The 14,197-nt window shown below is 49.3% G+C and carries 11 protein-coding genes and 1 pseudogene; 2 read left to right on the top strand and 10 right to left on the bottom strand.

Translation table 11 applies throughout. From position 1 onward, the window contains the following. Window positions 1–124 precede the first annotated feature (124 nt). The 4 genes and pseudogenes from DFR60_RS04660 to srtB form a co-directional block, all read right to left on the bottom strand. Window positions 125–1,204: an RNA-guided endonuclease InsQ/TnpB family protein gene (locus DFR60_RS04660; RefSeq protein WP_341457922.1), complete on the bottom strand. Its 1,080-nt coding sequence runs from the start codon at window positions 1,202–1,204 to the stop codon at window positions 125–127. A gap of 11 nt (window positions 1,205–1,215) precedes the next feature. Beyond that, window positions 1,216–1,622 (bottom strand): annotated as a pseudogene (gene tnpA / locus DFR60_RS04655) (IS200/IS605 family transposase). Window positions 1,623–1,889: 267 nt separating this feature from the next. Further along, a complete protein-coding gene (gene glmM, locus DFR60_RS04650) occupies window positions 1,890–3,242 on the bottom strand; it encodes a phosphoglucosamine mutase (protein WP_110321865.1) in 1,353 nt (450 codons plus the stop codon). A 174-nt stretch (window positions 3,243–3,416) separates the two neighbouring features. After that, the gene (gene srtB, locus DFR60_RS04645) at window positions 3,417–4,181 is read right to left on the bottom strand and encodes a class B sortase (protein WP_110321864.1); all 765 of its coding nucleotides are present in this window, start codon (window positions 4,179–4,181) and stop codon (window positions 3,417–3,419) included. A gap of 175 nt (window positions 4,182–4,356) precedes the next feature. Between srtB and DFR60_RS04640 the strand changes: the two genes are divergently transcribed. Next, complete coding sequence (locus DFR60_RS04640) at window positions 4,357–5,556, top strand: AfsR/SARP family transcriptional regulator (protein ID WP_110321863.1); 1,200 nt, start codon at window positions 4,357–4,359, stop codon at window positions 5,554–5,556. 19 nt (window positions 5,557–5,575) lie between these two features. Here the strand turns inward: DFR60_RS04640 and DFR60_RS04635 are convergent, their stop codons facing one another. Further along, a complete protein-coding gene (locus DFR60_RS04635; protein WP_243004976.1) occupies window positions 5,576–6,805 on the bottom strand; it encodes a polysaccharide deacetylase family protein in 1,230 nt (409 codons plus the stop codon). 253 nt (window positions 6,806–7,058) lie between these two features. On the opposite strand from DFR60_RS04635, the gene DFR60_RS04630 reads away from it, so the two are divergent. After that, window positions 7,059–7,532, top strand: a complete 474-nt coding sequence (locus DFR60_RS04630; RefSeq protein ID WP_110321862.1) for a methylglyoxal synthase — start codon at window positions 7,059–7,061, stop codon at window positions 7,530–7,532. A gap of 72 nt (window positions 7,533–7,604) precedes the next feature. On the opposite strand, the gene DFR60_RS04625 is transcribed toward DFR60_RS04630, so the two are convergent. From DFR60_RS04625 to DFR60_RS04605, 5 genes are all read right to left on the bottom strand, one after another. Beyond that, complete coding sequence (locus DFR60_RS04625) at window positions 7,605–9,380, bottom strand: FAD-dependent oxidoreductase (protein ID WP_110322064.1); 1,776 nt, start codon at window positions 9,378–9,380, stop codon at window positions 7,605–7,607. Window positions 9,381–9,418: 38 nt separating this feature from the next. After that, window positions 9,419–10,726 carry an FAD-dependent oxidoreductase gene (locus tag DFR60_RS04620; protein ID WP_110321861.1) on the bottom strand — a complete coding sequence of 436 codons (1,308 nt, stop codon included), beginning with the start codon at window positions 10,724–10,726 and terminating at the stop codon, window positions 9,419–9,421. A 9-nt stretch (window positions 10,727–10,735) separates the two neighbouring features. Continuing rightward, on the bottom strand, window positions 10,736–11,611 hold the full coding sequence (locus DFR60_RS04615; RefSeq protein WP_110321860.1) for a carbohydrate ABC transporter permease: 876 nt from the start codon (window positions 11,609–11,611) through the stop codon (window positions 10,736–10,738). Between the two features lie 16 nt (window positions 11,612–11,627). Continuing rightward, the gene (locus DFR60_RS04610) at window positions 11,628–12,521 is read right to left on the bottom strand and encodes a carbohydrate ABC transporter permease (protein WP_243004975.1); all 894 of its coding nucleotides are present in this window, start codon (window positions 12,519–12,521) and stop codon (window positions 11,628–11,630) included. Window positions 12,522–12,626: 105 nt separating this feature from the next. Continuing rightward, window positions 12,627–14,030, bottom strand: coding sequence for an ABC transporter substrate-binding protein (locus DFR60_RS04605; RefSeq protein ID WP_243004985.1), 1,404 nt, complete (start codon window positions 14,028–14,030; stop codon window positions 12,627–12,629). Window positions 14,031–14,197: the final 167 nt, after the last annotated feature.

Below are 14,197 nucleotides of genomic sequence, written 5' to 3'. Positions count from 1 at the left end.
CACCACTTAGAGAAAATCATTCACTGGATGATTTTCTCTTGAAGTGGGGGCTTCCTGTTCAAGCCGGGTAATCCCGACAGTATCAACAAGCTATCCCCGTGTGTCCCACGGTTGCTATAAGGTTTCAGGCTATGCCTAACACTCTTAGTCCCTCCTGCCTTATGTTTATTGCTGCATTCTGGTCTCTGTCCATGATGTTCCCGCACTCGCATAGATACACTCGTTCTGACAAGGCAAGTTCATCTTTTTTCTTTCCACACACACAACAGGTTTTGCTTGACGGAAACCATTTATCTACTTTTACAAGCTGTTTTCCTGCTTCTGTCAGCTTGTACTGCAGGAACCGGATAAACATCCCCCAGCCATTATCGTGAACAGATTTTCCAAACCGTAATGCCTCAGACATTTCTTTCATGTTAAGATTTTCCACCACAACGGCATCGTAAGCATTGGTTATCTGCCGGCTCTGCTTGTGGAGAAAATCTTTTCTCTGGTTCGATATTTTTTTGTGGAGTTTGGCAACTGTTTTTCGTTGCCTGGCCCGGTTACTGCTTCCTTTTTCACATTTAGACAGCTTTCTTTGCTCCCTTGCCAGTTTTTCCTGTGCCTTACGGTAAAATCCCGGATATTCAGGTGTGCGGCCCTGATCATCGACATATAACTCTTTCATGGAAAAATCCAAACCTGTTACTTTTTCTATCTTTTGCTGCGTGGCCGTTTCTTCGTATACAAACAAAACAGAAATATAATACTTTCCATCCGGGTCCTGTGATACCGTACAGGATTTCAGCCTGTAATCTTCCGGTATATCCCTGTGCTGTTTTATTTTCACCCATTTGAGTTTTGGCAGTTTTATTTTGCTGTCTGCGATTTCTATATTTCCGTTCACGTAATTTGTTGTGTAGGAACTCCTGTCCCTGTGTCTGCTTTTGAATTTCGGAAATCCCACTTTGCCTTTTCCGTTCCAGAAGTTTTTATAGGCTTTCTCCAAAGACAACTGTTCATTGGCAAGTGCCAGACTGTCCACTTCACAAAGAAAGGGATATTCTTTCTTATACTTTGCAGGAGTTGTTTTTAAGGATTTGCCTGTCGTTTCATAGCAGTCTTTTTTGTCTGATAACATCTTATTCCAGATGAACCTGACACAGCCAAATGTTTTGGCCAGCAGGATTCTCTGTTCTCTGTCTGGGTAGATTCGAAACACAAAGGCTTTGTTCACTGCTTACCTCCCTGCGATTCTATGGATTGCTTTATGACAGAAAGCGGTACACTGCCTGCTGTAATAAGGCAAAAACTCTGGCTCCGGAAATACTCTTTCCACTGCTTTGTCTTTATGCTCGGAAACACTTTCTTAATCAGCCTGCCGCATGTACTTTTACAGGCATTGATGAATTTGCTGATTTCAGATTTAGGATGTGCCCGGAAAAGCACAAGCACATGCACATGGTCATGGTCATGATTCCATTCCATCAATGTGTTATGATATTTAGGAGCAATATACTCAAAAATGGATTTTGTTCTTTCGTAAACAATATCATCAAAGACTTTTCCCCGCTATTTACAACAAGAACCGGGTGATAATGCCGCAAGAATACTGAGTGCGCATTATTGTCCAACTCCATTATATAATACCTTTTTTATCCGTTCTATTCAAGCTTTGTTTATCGGCTGTTGCGATATAGTTACAAAGAACGTAACCACACCTTACAACCGAAGCCGATTCACCCCACCGCCTAAGAGGACAGGGGAGTTCTCGGTTAAAATCTGTTAAAATCGGGCCAGTTCCCGGAAAAACAGAAAGCCCGCGGCCCGGAGGAGAGGAACAAACTTTTACTTCCTCTCCTCCGGACCGCGGGCCTCCGGGGTGCCGCCCCTCCAGTCACATGCGCTTACAGGATGTGCCCCTGCTGCTTCATCACTTCGATCACCTGATCCACGTGCTTCTCACACGTCTCCAAATCGGCCGCCTCGACCATGACACGGACTACCGGTTCCGTGCCGGACTGACGGAGCAGGATTCTTCCGCTGTCTCCGAGAGCTTCCGTCACCCTGGAAACTTCTGCCTTCACCACGGCGTCGTCCTGAGCCGCTGCTTTATCCTTCACGCGGACATTTTTAAGCACCTGCGGATAAATCTCAATCTCAGAAGCCAGCTTAGCCAGGCTCTCCTTCTTCTCCAGCATGACTTCCATCACCTTTAAGGACGTTAAGATGCCGTCGCCCGTGGTGGCATGCTTGCTGAATATGATATGGCCGGACTGCTCGCCGCCCAGACAGTTTCCATAAGTTACCATATTCTCATAAACGTACTTGTCACCGACCGCCGTCTTTTCGTATCCGATTCCCTCTCGGTCCAGCGCCTTGTATAAGCCGAAGTTGGACATGATGGTGGTAACCACCTTGTTATTCTTTAACGCGCCCTGCTCCTTCATGTACTTACCGCAGACGAACATGATCACATCGCCATCCACGACATTTCCGTTCTCATCTACCGCGATACAGCGGTCCGCGTCGCCGTCGTAGGCAAATCCTACATCGGCTCCGATCTCCTTCACGAACTCCTGCAGCACCTCGATATGGGTAGAACCGCATTTTGTATTGATATTCAGGCCGTCGGGACTGTTGCTGATTACATGAGTCTCCGCTCCCAGAGCGTCGAACACATTCTTGGCAATGGCAGAAGCGCTGCCGTTGGCACAGTCTAACGCCACCTTCTTATTCTTAAAAGAACGGGTAGCAATGGAAATTAAGTATCCGATATAGCGGTTTCTGCCGGCGGCAAAATCAACGGTTCTTCCAATCTTATCCCGTTTAGCCAGCGGAATCTCAGGAGTCTCCCCATCCAGATATTTCTCGATCTCAACGATTACGCTCTCTTCCAGCTTCTCTCCGTTTCCATTAATTACCTTGATTCCATTGTCATAATAAGGATTATGGCTTGCTGAGATCATGATGCCGCAGTCGAAATCCTCTGTGCGGACCACATAAGACACACTGGGAGTCGTCGTTACGTGAAGCAGATAAGCATCCGCTCCGGATGCGGTTAAACCCGCCACCAGGGAATACTCGAACATGTAGCTGCTTCTTCTCGTATCTTTTCCGATGACGATCCGGCATACATCGCCCTTCTTCCTCTGTCCGTAGTACCAGCCCAGAAACCGTCCTACTTTAAAAGCATCTTCTACTGTCAGCGTTACGTTGGCTTCCCCTCGGAAACCGTCAGTTCCAAAATACTTGCCCATATTTTTATCTCCTCTTTTCAATACTGGTATTTGCGCAATGCAGTACTGGCTTACTGCTAACTGATTTTCCAGAATCAGAATGTACTATAGCACACATGTTTTCTTTTTTCAATTAAGATTCTCTTATTTCGTTTAACGCCTGAACTATTATAATTTTACAGAGCGCCGCTGAAACTATTCTTCGGCAACCTCATAAGCGTACAGAATCGTTCTGGCGTCGTTAAATTCATAGCTGCAGGTGATGAAGGACCAGAGCTGCTCCAGCGGTTTCTCCGGGATCTGTGCAAAATCACAGCCCTTCGTCATCTCTTCCACATACGCCTGAAAACTTTCCTCCGTGGCAAACTTCGTCTTCCGTCTCATGCCGGTCGGTTCCGTGTAAAGCACAGACATGGGGCGTAAATGGTATTCGCACTCCGGAGTATAGACGGTGATATCCTGATGTTCCTTGAAATATTCCTCGTCCTTATACTTTACGATGTCTTTGAACATGCTTCCATTCTTCATATTGTGCCCATAAATTATATTATGCCTGCCGGAAAAATCAGGTTCACTCTCATAATCAAGATATATGGCTCCAGCCACACTTTTTTTGCCCTCGAAGTCCGTATTTAAGTAAGTATCATTATTTCCGGTCTGAACGATAGGGTAATCGATCTCAGTCCCCTCGACTTTAAGCCAGCCCACAATGTCCGGATTGATCTTTCGCAGCTCGTCAAACTGGATCGGCGACACGTAAGGCGCCTCTGTCTCTTCCGTCTCGGCCTCGGTCGAAATCTCGGTCGGCGCTTCAGTCTCTCTGGCCAGTTCCGCAAGACTCTCATACTCCCGCTCAGCCGCAGCACGCACCTGGTAATCCACATAAGTTTTTATTCCCGCTACCGCCGCCAGCACCACGGCCAGCAGTAGGAGGACCGATGCAATACGTTTTTTCTTCATACTGTCACTTTCCTTCGGTTTTATGTATTTTTTCCTACAGTATATATGATTTCTGGTGAAATCTCAATCTTTTTCCGCCCCCTCCCTTCATATTTAAAATGTTTCACAAGCAGTACTGGACATTTTTCCTTTTATTCTTTATACTAATATTAGAAAATGGGAGTGTGAGATACTCATGAATAACAAGAATGAAATCATATATGTAAATATGTTGGGGGAATTCTCCATAACGATAGGCAGCCAGACGATCATGGACCGGAACAACCAGTCCAAGAAACCCTGGAGCCTGTTAGAGTATTTAATTACCTTCCGCGACCGAAACATCCCGGTTGAGGAGCTGATCGATTTATTCTGGAAGGACGAGGCCAGCAATAACCCGGCCGGCGCTTTGAAGACCCTGATGTTCCGTGTCAGGAAGCTTTTAGATCCATTGGGAGTTCCGCCTCAGGACTTAATTACTCAGAACAGGAAGGCCTACGGCTGGACCAAAGAACTGACTACCATCACCGACACAGACCGTTTTGAGGACTTATGCCTTCGTTCCGAGGCGACAGATATAAACAGCGAGGAATGCCTCACCCTCTGTCTGGAGGCGGTAGCCCTCTATAAGGGTAATTTTCTTCCAAAATCTGAGTGGGAATCCTGGGTCGTACCGATCCATACGTATTACCATACCCTTTATCAGAATCTGATTCACCGCACGCTGCTGCTGCTCGATGAGCAGAAGGATTATCCGACGATCATCGACGTCTGCCAGCAGGCCATTGCGATCGACCAGTATGAGGAGGATGCCCATTACTATCTGATCTACGCCCTTTACCAGAGCGGCAATCAGTATATGGCCATGGAACACTATCAGCATGTCAATGACATGTTTTATAATGAGTTCGCCATCACTCCGTCTGCTCGGTTTAAAGAGCTTTATAAGCTGATCAGCGACAAGAAGCACGGCATCACCATGGATTTAAGCACGATCCAGGAGACGTTGATGGAAGGAGCCAAGGAAAAAGGCGCATTCTGCTGTGAACCTTCCGTATTCCGGGATGTCTATCAGCTGGAGACCCGCGCCATCGAGCGTACCGGCGACTCCATCTTCCTGTGCCTGATCACCATCAGCAACTTAAAGGGAGAATTATTAAAGCCCTCCGTACAGACGAGGGCCATGGATGAACTGGGTGAGTCCATCCGCACCTCTCTCCGCCGGGGCGACATCTACAGCCGGTACAGCGTCAGCCAGTACCTTATGCTGCTTCCGACAGCCACCTATGAAAACGGAGAGATGGTATTAAAGCGGATTATCCAGAATTTCAAAAAAGCGTATTCCAGAAAAGACTTATCCATTACGTATTCACTTCAGAGCATTATACCAAGCTAATACTGCAGCATAAGAATCCTCAGGGCCGGAAACGATTATATACGTGTCCGGCCTGAATTCCGCCCCGGTACTGGGCCATCTCGCTGACTGTTACCAACTGATATCCCCGATTCACCAGTTCCGGAATAATCACCTCCGCGGCATCCGCCGAAGTGCTGTAAATATCATGCATCAGCACAATATCCCCATCCTTTACCTGATTCAGTACAACATTGATCGTGTTCTGCGCGTTTCTCGTCTTCCAGTCCAGCGTATCGATGTCCCACATGATGGCCGCCATTCCCATGGAGCCCAGTGTATCCAGAGACGCCTGATTATAAAAGCCACCCGGCGGTCTTACCAAAGTCGGAGTCACGCCGCATGCCTCGGCGATCTTCTGATTCGTCAGCCCTACCTGAGAACGGATTCCCGCGTCCCCCACCTTTGTTAAGTACTTGTGTTCATATGTATGGTTTGCCACCTCGCATCCCAGGGTGTTCATGCGCTGAACCACCGCCTGCGTTCCGGGGACACGGTTGCCCACCATGAAAAAGGTGGCCCGGCCTCCATTTGCTTCCAGGCTGTTTAAGATCCTCGTGGTCACAGGCGTGCTCGGCCCGTCGTCAAAGGTAAGGGCCACCATGGGCTTCGCAGGATCGATTCCCTCCGGTTTTATCTCCGGCGGAGCGGCCCCCTTGATCACAGCCGCGGCCCTTAAGCCTTCCACACGGATACCGGAGCCTTCCGCTCCCGCCGCCGCGCCGTTCATGCCCCATTCGGTCCATGCGCCATTTTCCCACACGGAATAATAGATATCGTAATACTCGCCCAGTCTGTCGGTAAACTTCATGGCGACGGCCTCAATCGGAAGCTGTTCCGGAGCCGCTCCGATCTCCACATCATTCTCTCCCCAGTCAAGCCAGCCCTTGCCGATGATATTCACCTGATAGGCAAGCGTTCCCTTCAGGACCTCCGGCTGTCCGGAGACCGTCATGCGGATGGCGCTGGCAAAGCTTCCCGTCTGAACCTTCAGCGGGTCGTTGTCGGCCTTAACCTCACTCCATCCCACGCTGTCCTGGTAGGCGCTGTAGTTCACCACCAGAGGCGTCAAATCCTCCGGATTCACCTTTGGGATGATTCCCGGTCCGATCTCTTCTTCTGCCGCAGCCTCATCCGCACAGGAACAGAAGGGCTGTCCGCCGGCAATCAGCGCGGCTGCCAGAACAAACGCCCCGATTCTTCTCAGAATCTTCCATTTAATACTCTTCATTTCTCCCACCTCCGCAAGCATCTTCAATTTTGATATATTAAGTATAGCATAGATTCCGGGCAAATAACTCCTGAATTCCTTAAATCTTTCCTACAATACCAATTGATATCCCCTTACAATTCAATTCTTTTAAAGAATTTTACCATTTTACACTATTCAATTGTTTAAAAATCATTTATGATAAAAGGGAGTTTGAAAAAGGAAAATACCACCAGATAAGACATCAGAATCTATATTTTACAGGAGGAATCTTATGATACAGGAAGATTTTATCACACTGACACTGGAGAAACAGAAAAATATTGCTCTCATCGCCCATGACAATGAAAAGCATTCCCTCATCGAGTGGTGCAAGGAACATAAAGACATCTTATGCCAGCACACCTTATGCGGAACCGGCACCACAGCGCGCATGATCACGGACCAGACGGGCCTGTCGGTGAAAGGCTACAACAGCGGTCCTTTAGGCGGTGACCAGCAGATCGGCGCAAAAATCGTAGAAGGGAGAATTGACCTGGTCATCTTCTTCTCCGATCCATTGACCGCACAGCCCCACGACCCCGATGTGAAGGCCCTGCTCCGTATCGCTCAGGTTTATGATATTCCCATCGCCAATACCAGGGCGACCGCGGATTTTATTATCACCTCTCCGCTGATGGGCGCAACCTATGAGCATCAGGTAATTAATTTTAACAAAAATGTTGCAGATCGTGCGAACACGCTGTAACGGTTCCACCGAAGAAAATGGTATGGTGCCGTCCTGATATCACAGTTTCAGGGCAGACCATACCATTTTCTGTTATTTGCCGCATTCTTCCCCGGCATACAGGCGGATTTCGAAAATACAGGCCAGAGGGCTTCCGTACGTCGATTCCGCTCTGATGCTGACGCTGTCACACCGTATTTCGTCTTCTAACCCGATGATCTGAAGCCGTTGGCCCATGGATTCCCTGCTGAGCCTTTTAACGGAATTTCCGTTCAGAAAAAATTCCACGGTATAATTCCGGATCAGCTCCGACGGCGGATTCATCTCCTGTCTTTTCAGGACCGCACGGTTAATCGAAGGCGTGATCTCCCTGCTTAAATTGGAATCCAGTGTCAATCTGATCTGTTTCACCAGCATCGGCTGTTCTGCCGTGAGCGTGATGACAGGCTTTCCTTCTATAGACGCTCTCCAGCAATTGGAAGCCCCGCCTTCACTTCTTGCGGTTCCATTTACCACATTCTCCGGCGGACAGCCCTCTGTCTGATCCGAAGCACTCACCTTCATCGTTCTTGCCAGATCTTTGGGGTCTGTGTTCCTCACCCCAGGCAGATAGCAGTCCTGCTTTAACAGTTCCTGCTGCAGTTCATCTATAAACTCCAGAACACCGGATGGAGTACAGCCCTTTTTCAAAGCTATTGCTGCCGCCACTCCCGCCGCCTGGCCTGCTACAGCGCAGGTAGCCATCACCCGGGTCGAAGAAAATGCCACATGGGTACAGCTAATGGCTCTTCCGCCCAGAAACAGATTCTTTATGTTACTGGAATACAGGCATCTGTATGGAATCGGATAGATCCCGTTTACCTTGTTCCAGACCGTCGGATCATCCTCTTCATTTAAAAAGCCCTCGACAGTATGGATATCCATGGGCCACCCGCCGTATGCAACGGTATCGGGAAAATTCTGTTCCCCCAGGCAGTCATGCTCTGTCAGCACGTAATCACCGATGAGGCGGCGGCTCTCCCGCTTTCCCGGAAGGAAGCCAACCCATTCCAGCTCCATGCATCCCGCGCCGTGGCTGCCGCCGTTTTTTATGTGGTCCCACACACCGTAGACAGCCTTTAACAGCTCATCGCGGAGCAGCTCCGCATCTTCAATTGTACGTTTCTCACCGCCTCCCAGCTCGATCCACCAGTATCCGGAGGTCACATCGGAGTGATCCCTGAATTTCAGCTGTTCTTCTGTATAGGTGTTCGCCCAGAACGGCTTGACAAATGGGACGGGATGCCCCATATCGCGTGCGGAGAACATCAGGGAATTTCCCATGGTACAGTGATCCCCCTCCTCCGGCGCCAGTTCCTCATTGTACTGCCTCTTTGCTTCCCTGCCGATCCGGTACTCTGCTCCGGCCTTCGCTCCGAGAACACCGTCACCCGTTCCGTCCAGAAACATATTTGCTTTTATATAAAACTTCTTTTCGGTCGTCAGCTGCTCCGCACAGATGGCCGTAATTTTCTCCCCGTCACAGACCACATCCGTCATCTGTGTATTTAGATAGAGTTCCAGCTTCTCCTGGTAATGGACTTTTTCCCACAGAACCGCATCGAAAATCGGGTAGATCATCTCCGGATTCCGCCTTTTGTTTTCCAAAAGGATTTCTTCTAAAATTCCGGTTTCCCTGGCATCAGGGCGGCTCATATGGTGGTCCGCCCCGCAGATATGCATGCGCATCTCCGAGCTGGCATTTCCGCCCAGTACCGGCCGGTTATGTACGAGTGCGGTTCGTATCCCGCCTCTGGCCGCCGCTATGGCGGCGCAGATTCCACCGAGTCCGCCCCCAACGACTACGAAATCATACTGTTTTTCAAGCATCTGTTCCAAGGCTTTCCCTCCTCATAGTTTCCGCGTGGTCACGGTCTCACTCCAAGCTCCAACAGTCGTTCCTGTACCTGTGCCGCCTTCAGCTCCCTGGGCAGTTTTTTATTTTTCACACAGAGCGCTGCTGCGATTCCCACCGCCTGACCCATATTGGCACAGATTGGCATGACACGGTAATTGGAATGCGCCATATGTGTGCCCGATATATCACGCCCCGCCAGATACAGACCTTCCACCTTCTTCGGAACAAAGCAGCCATAGGGAATGGTATATCCCTTTTTCTGCTTAAACGTCTTCTGGCTTCCCGTTTCATCCAGGCCGTTCCCTGTCAAATTGTGAACGTCGAAGTTAAAGCTCGCCCTTGTCACCACCCAATCGTCAAATACTCTGGCCTCCAGAATATCCTGCTCCGTGATGGTGCTTTCACCTTCAAAATGCCGCGTCTCCCGGATACCAATCAGAGAGGCGGAGCTGATCAAATAGCAGTTTTCAAATCCCGGAACGACCTTCCTCAAAAAATCGACAATGCGGTCCATCTGCTCCCTGCAAACAAATGTGGCCCTGGTCAAATCCTCTGCCTTTGTTCCGTCAATTCCGGTACAGTTTGTCATGTTGCAGGTGACTACACCCGGAAGAGTGGTTTTGTAGAGCAGAACGTGGCCGGCCGGCTCCGGCAGATACTGACGGCCCAGCGTCTGTAAGTCCCCGGCGGGAATCTGGAACGTCTCTTCAAAGCCACCGGGAAATACTCCCCGTTCCACATCGACGCCCGCTACCTTAAACATGATAGAGGCGGGCTGCATCTTTCCATCCGTCTCTCGGCCTTTAAAGCAGGGGACTCCTGCCTTCGCTGCTGCATCACCGTCTCCGGTGGCATCAATCACGATATCTGCAAGAATTGCCTGACGGCCCGATTTGCTCTCCACAATAACGCCCTTAATTGTATCGCCTTCCATGACCACATCACTGACAAAGGTGTATAGGAGCAATTTGGCTCCGGCTTCCACAAGCATTTCCAGAAGTACAGTCTTAAGCCTCTCGGGATTAATGATCTGCCTGGCTCCGCCATTGAAAAGATGGCCTTCCCGCTCCATACACTCCGCAGAACGTTCCAGAATTTCCTCATAAATACCGCCTTCTGTATTGCCCGTCCAGTGACTCATCAGTCCTGCGGTGGCAATTCCGCCCACGTCCCCGGTCTGTTCAATCAGTACGGTGCGGGCGCCTTCTCTGGCTGCCGTTATGGCTGCCGCAACTCCGGCCGGTCCTGCTCCCAGCACCAGCACCTGTGTTTCCCAGGCGACCGGAATCTCTCTCTTCGGTTCTTCTATGTAGTTCATGGATACCTCCTATCCCTTTACGGCCCCTGCCACCAGCCCCTTTACCAGGAATTTCTGACCCAGAACAAACACCAGAAACGCCGGTATCAGGGCGGAAGAGGCCGCCGCCATTACCAGATTATATTCTGTTACGCTTTCTTCAATAAAGTTCGTCAATGCGATCGGAATTGTATACAGTCTCCAGTCGCTTAAAAATACCAGCGGCTCCAGATAGCTGTTCCAGTTCCATAAAAATACCACCATAGCGAGTGACGCCATACTTGGCTTCGCGATCGGCACCATGATCCGCGCCCATATCACATACTCATTTGCCCCGTCTACCCGTGCGGACTCCCGGAGTTCATCCGGAATCTGCATGAAGTACTGACGCATCAGGAAGGTTCCCGTGATCGTAATGAGTCCGGGAAGAATCAGGGTCAGATGCGTGCCCGTCAGCCCCATTTTGTTAAAGAGCACAAATTTGGGGATCAGCGTCACCTGACTCGGAATCATCATCGTCGCTAAATACAGGAGAAACAACACGTTGCTACCCCGGAATTTAATTTTTGCAAACGCATATCCGGCCAGAGTGCTTGTGATGACAGAGCCCGTCAGGTTGATGACGGCGATTTTGATGGAGTTGAAATATGCCAGCCCGAAATGGTAATCCCGCGCCGCGACTCCTCCTATATTCCATACTTTTTTATAGTTATCCGGATAAAAATACTCTGGAATCCATTTGATCGGCAGCTTCATAACATCCAGCGGCAGCTTCATGGAAGCGGACACCATCCAGATAAACGGGGTGACCATGGATAGCGCCACCAGTCCAATCAACACGGTGAAAAAGATTTTCACAGCGGTCCGTTTCATTTTATCCCGGTTAAACCGTTCCTGTTTTTCCATATTTCCGCCTCCCCTCTTAATAACTTACCCATTTCTTCTGTCCCTTCCACTGTATGATGGTGATTGCAAACAGGATAAGGAAGAGAATCCATGACATAGCCGCCGCATATCCCATTTTATAAAAGGTAAACGCAGACGTGTAGATATAATATACGAGCACATTCGTAGCCGTTCCCGGGCCGCCTCTCGTCATGATCTGAATGGGTGCGAATACCTGGAAAGACGTAACGAACGTCGTAATTACCAGGAAAAATGTGGTTGGAGACAGAAACGGTACCGTCAGTTTAAAAAACTTGGTAATCTCCCCCGCACCGTCTATATCGGCCGCCTCGTAGACATCCTTCGGAAGCCCCTGGATCGCGGAGGTATAAATCATGTTGGCATAGCCTACACCCGACCATATGGTCATGATGATTAACGCGGGCAGCGCCCACTTCGGGTCTCCCAGCCACTGCGGCGGATTCTCCACTCCGAAGAATTTAACCAGCTGGGTAAATGGTCCCCAGGGAGAATACATCATCACCCATACAATGGCGACCGCCACAATATTGGATATATAAGGCATAAACAGGGCCAGTCGTATGGGAAGCTTGCCGACACAGTACTTGTCGATCACAACAGCCAGTATTAATGCCAGAAAAATGGTCAGCGGAACGACTGTAACCGCAAAGATGATCGTATTGATCAGAGAACTGATAAACCACTCATCCTTCCACATATCGATAAAGTTCTGAATTCCAACAAATGTCCAGTTTCCCAGGCCCTGCGTGTAATCCCAGTCCGTAAAGCTGATCACCAGTGAAAATACCATGGGAATCAGCGTAAACAGCAGAACACCGATAATATTGGGAAGGATAAAGGAATATCCCACCAGATCTGTTTTTAACTGTCTGCTCATCTTTCTTTTCACGATTTCCTCTCTCCTTTCCTTCACTTTCTCTGATTTTTTGCGCAGAATGGCCGGAGACCGGCTTTCCAGCCTCCGGCCGCTTTCAGAAATCTGCGTAGTCCGTCTCTACTTCAAGAGGGCATCCGCGCGTTCCTTGGCCTTTGCCATTCCTTCTTCTACAGTCTGCTGTCCGATAAAGATCTTCTCAAGCTCTTCCGTTGCAACCTTCTTCACTTCGGCGATATGGTTCGTAATAGAGGGAACCGCGTAATTATCGGCCGGTGTAATTAAAATCTTCATGGCGGAATCTAAGTCAATGTGATCTTCGGCTCCATTTAAAAATGCTTTTGCTACCTCTTCCGGATTATACGTATTGGCTGCGGGTACTCTTCCGCCTTCCACGACCGGAATCATACCTTCCGTTGCGTACCATTTCGCAAATTCCCATGCCGCGTCAATATTCTCCGACTTCGGATTGATGCATAAATGATCGCCGTAACCGCCCTGGGTATAGTTTCTCTGTCCTTTTTCCACCACCGGATACGGTGCGAATGCCGTGGTAAAATCATGAGGATACGTGGCAGTGTCTTTAATGCTCCGGACCATCCACGGGCCGACTGTCATAGCTGATTTTCCGGTAAGGAACATTCCCTCCTGAGAAAGCTTCTGTGTCACGGAATCCGTATGGGTCGGGGATGTCTTATCGACATTCATCATGCTGTTGATTAAATCCACTGATTTAACAACGACCGGATCGGTAAAGCTGGTTTCCGTCCCGCTTAAATACATCGGATCCCCACCGTTCGTCTGCGCTACCAGATAGGTAAACAAATATGTGAGATCCTGCTGGGAATTCCAGAACATTCCATACACTTTATCCTGTCCCTCTCCATGAGTCAGCTTTCTGGCGGTCTCTGCAAATTCTTCATATGTCCATTCGGTCGGAATCTCAATGCCGGCCGCATCAAACATGTCTTTGTTGATAACGATTCCATACTGGTCCAGTTTCGTCGGGATGGAGTAAGGCTTGCCGTCCACAAAGTACGCTTCCGCCATATTGCCGAAATACTGTTTCAAATCAAATCCGTCTCTCGCCATCAGATCGGTGAGATCCAGCGCCATATTGCCGCCTGCCCTTTTGGCCAGAACGTCTGTGGCATAGGTCATATAAAGGTCCACGCCAGTGCCGGACAGTAGGTTTGTCTCCAGCTTCAGGTTTCCGGTGTCGTCATTCACAAACCGCTCGTACTCCACCTGGATTCCCTTGTCTTTATACAGCTCATTGAAATTATCACAGGCCGCCTGAGGACCTGCCTCGGCAGGAACGCCGCCCCACATTCTCAGAGTGACCGTCTCCTTCTCGCTGTTTCCCGCCGCCTCCGTTTTCTCTCCTTCTGTCTTCTGTTCCTCTGTTTTTTGTTCCTGCGACCCGGATGCAGCTGCAGCCTCCGGCTTCTGGGAACCGGAGCAGCCCGATAATACGGACAGTGCCATTGCTGTAGTTAAAACCAACGCCCATACTTTTTTCATATTTCTCACGATTACTTCCTCCTTGTTTATTATCATACTCTGGCCGGCCTTTTGTTTCTGTCTATACTATAACAAAAAAGGCAGGCAGGAACCATATTCCTGCCTGCTGTCTTTCTACCGATTTCTGCCATCCGGCAAATCTAAGATGTGTTTCTTCTCCCGCGTTC

The sequence above is a fragment of the Hungatella effluvii genome (assembly GCF_003201875.1).
GTDB lineage: Bacteria > Bacillota > Clostridia > Lachnospirales > Lachnospiraceae > Hungatella > Hungatella effluvii.
The sequence above is the reverse complement of the archived record's forward strand: the minus strand, read 5'-3'. Positions and strand labels throughout refer to the sequence as shown.

Bases quoted from the DNA above. Each gene is read 5' to 3' on its own strand.
- glmM (WP_110321865.1), bottom strand. From the start codon at position 3,242: ATGGGCAAGTATTTTGGAACTGACGGTTTCCGAGGGGAAGCCAACGTA.
- DFR60_RS04620 (WP_110321861.1), bottom strand. From the start codon at position 10,726: ATGAACTACATAGAAGAACCGAAGAGAGAGATTCCGGTCGCCTGGGAA.
- DFR60_RS04635 (WP_243004976.1), bottom strand. From the start codon at position 6,805: ATGAAGAGTATTAAATGGAAGATTCTGAGAAGAATCGGGGCGTTTGTT.
- DFR60_RS04605 (WP_243004985.1), bottom strand. From the start codon at position 14,030: ATGAAAAAAGTATGGGCGTTGGTTTTAACTACAGCAATGGCACTGTCC.
- DFR60_RS04640 (WP_110321863.1), top strand. From the start codon at position 4,357: ATGAATAACAAGAATGAAATCATATATGTAAATATGTTGGGGGAATTC.
- DFR60_RS04615 (WP_110321860.1), bottom strand. From the start codon at position 11,611: ATGGAAAAACAGGAACGGTTTAACCGGGATAAAATGAAACGGACCGCT.
- DFR60_RS04630 (WP_110321862.1), top strand. From the start codon at position 7,059: ATGATACAGGAAGATTTTATCACACTGACACTGGAGAAACAGAAAAAT.
- DFR60_RS04625 (WP_110322064.1), bottom strand. From the start codon at position 9,380: ATGCTTGAAAAACAGTATGATTTCGTAGTCGTTGGGGGCGGACTCGGT.
- srtB (WP_110321864.1), bottom strand. From the start codon at position 4,181: ATGAAGAAAAAACGTATTGCATCGGTCCTCCTACTGCTGGCCGTGGTG.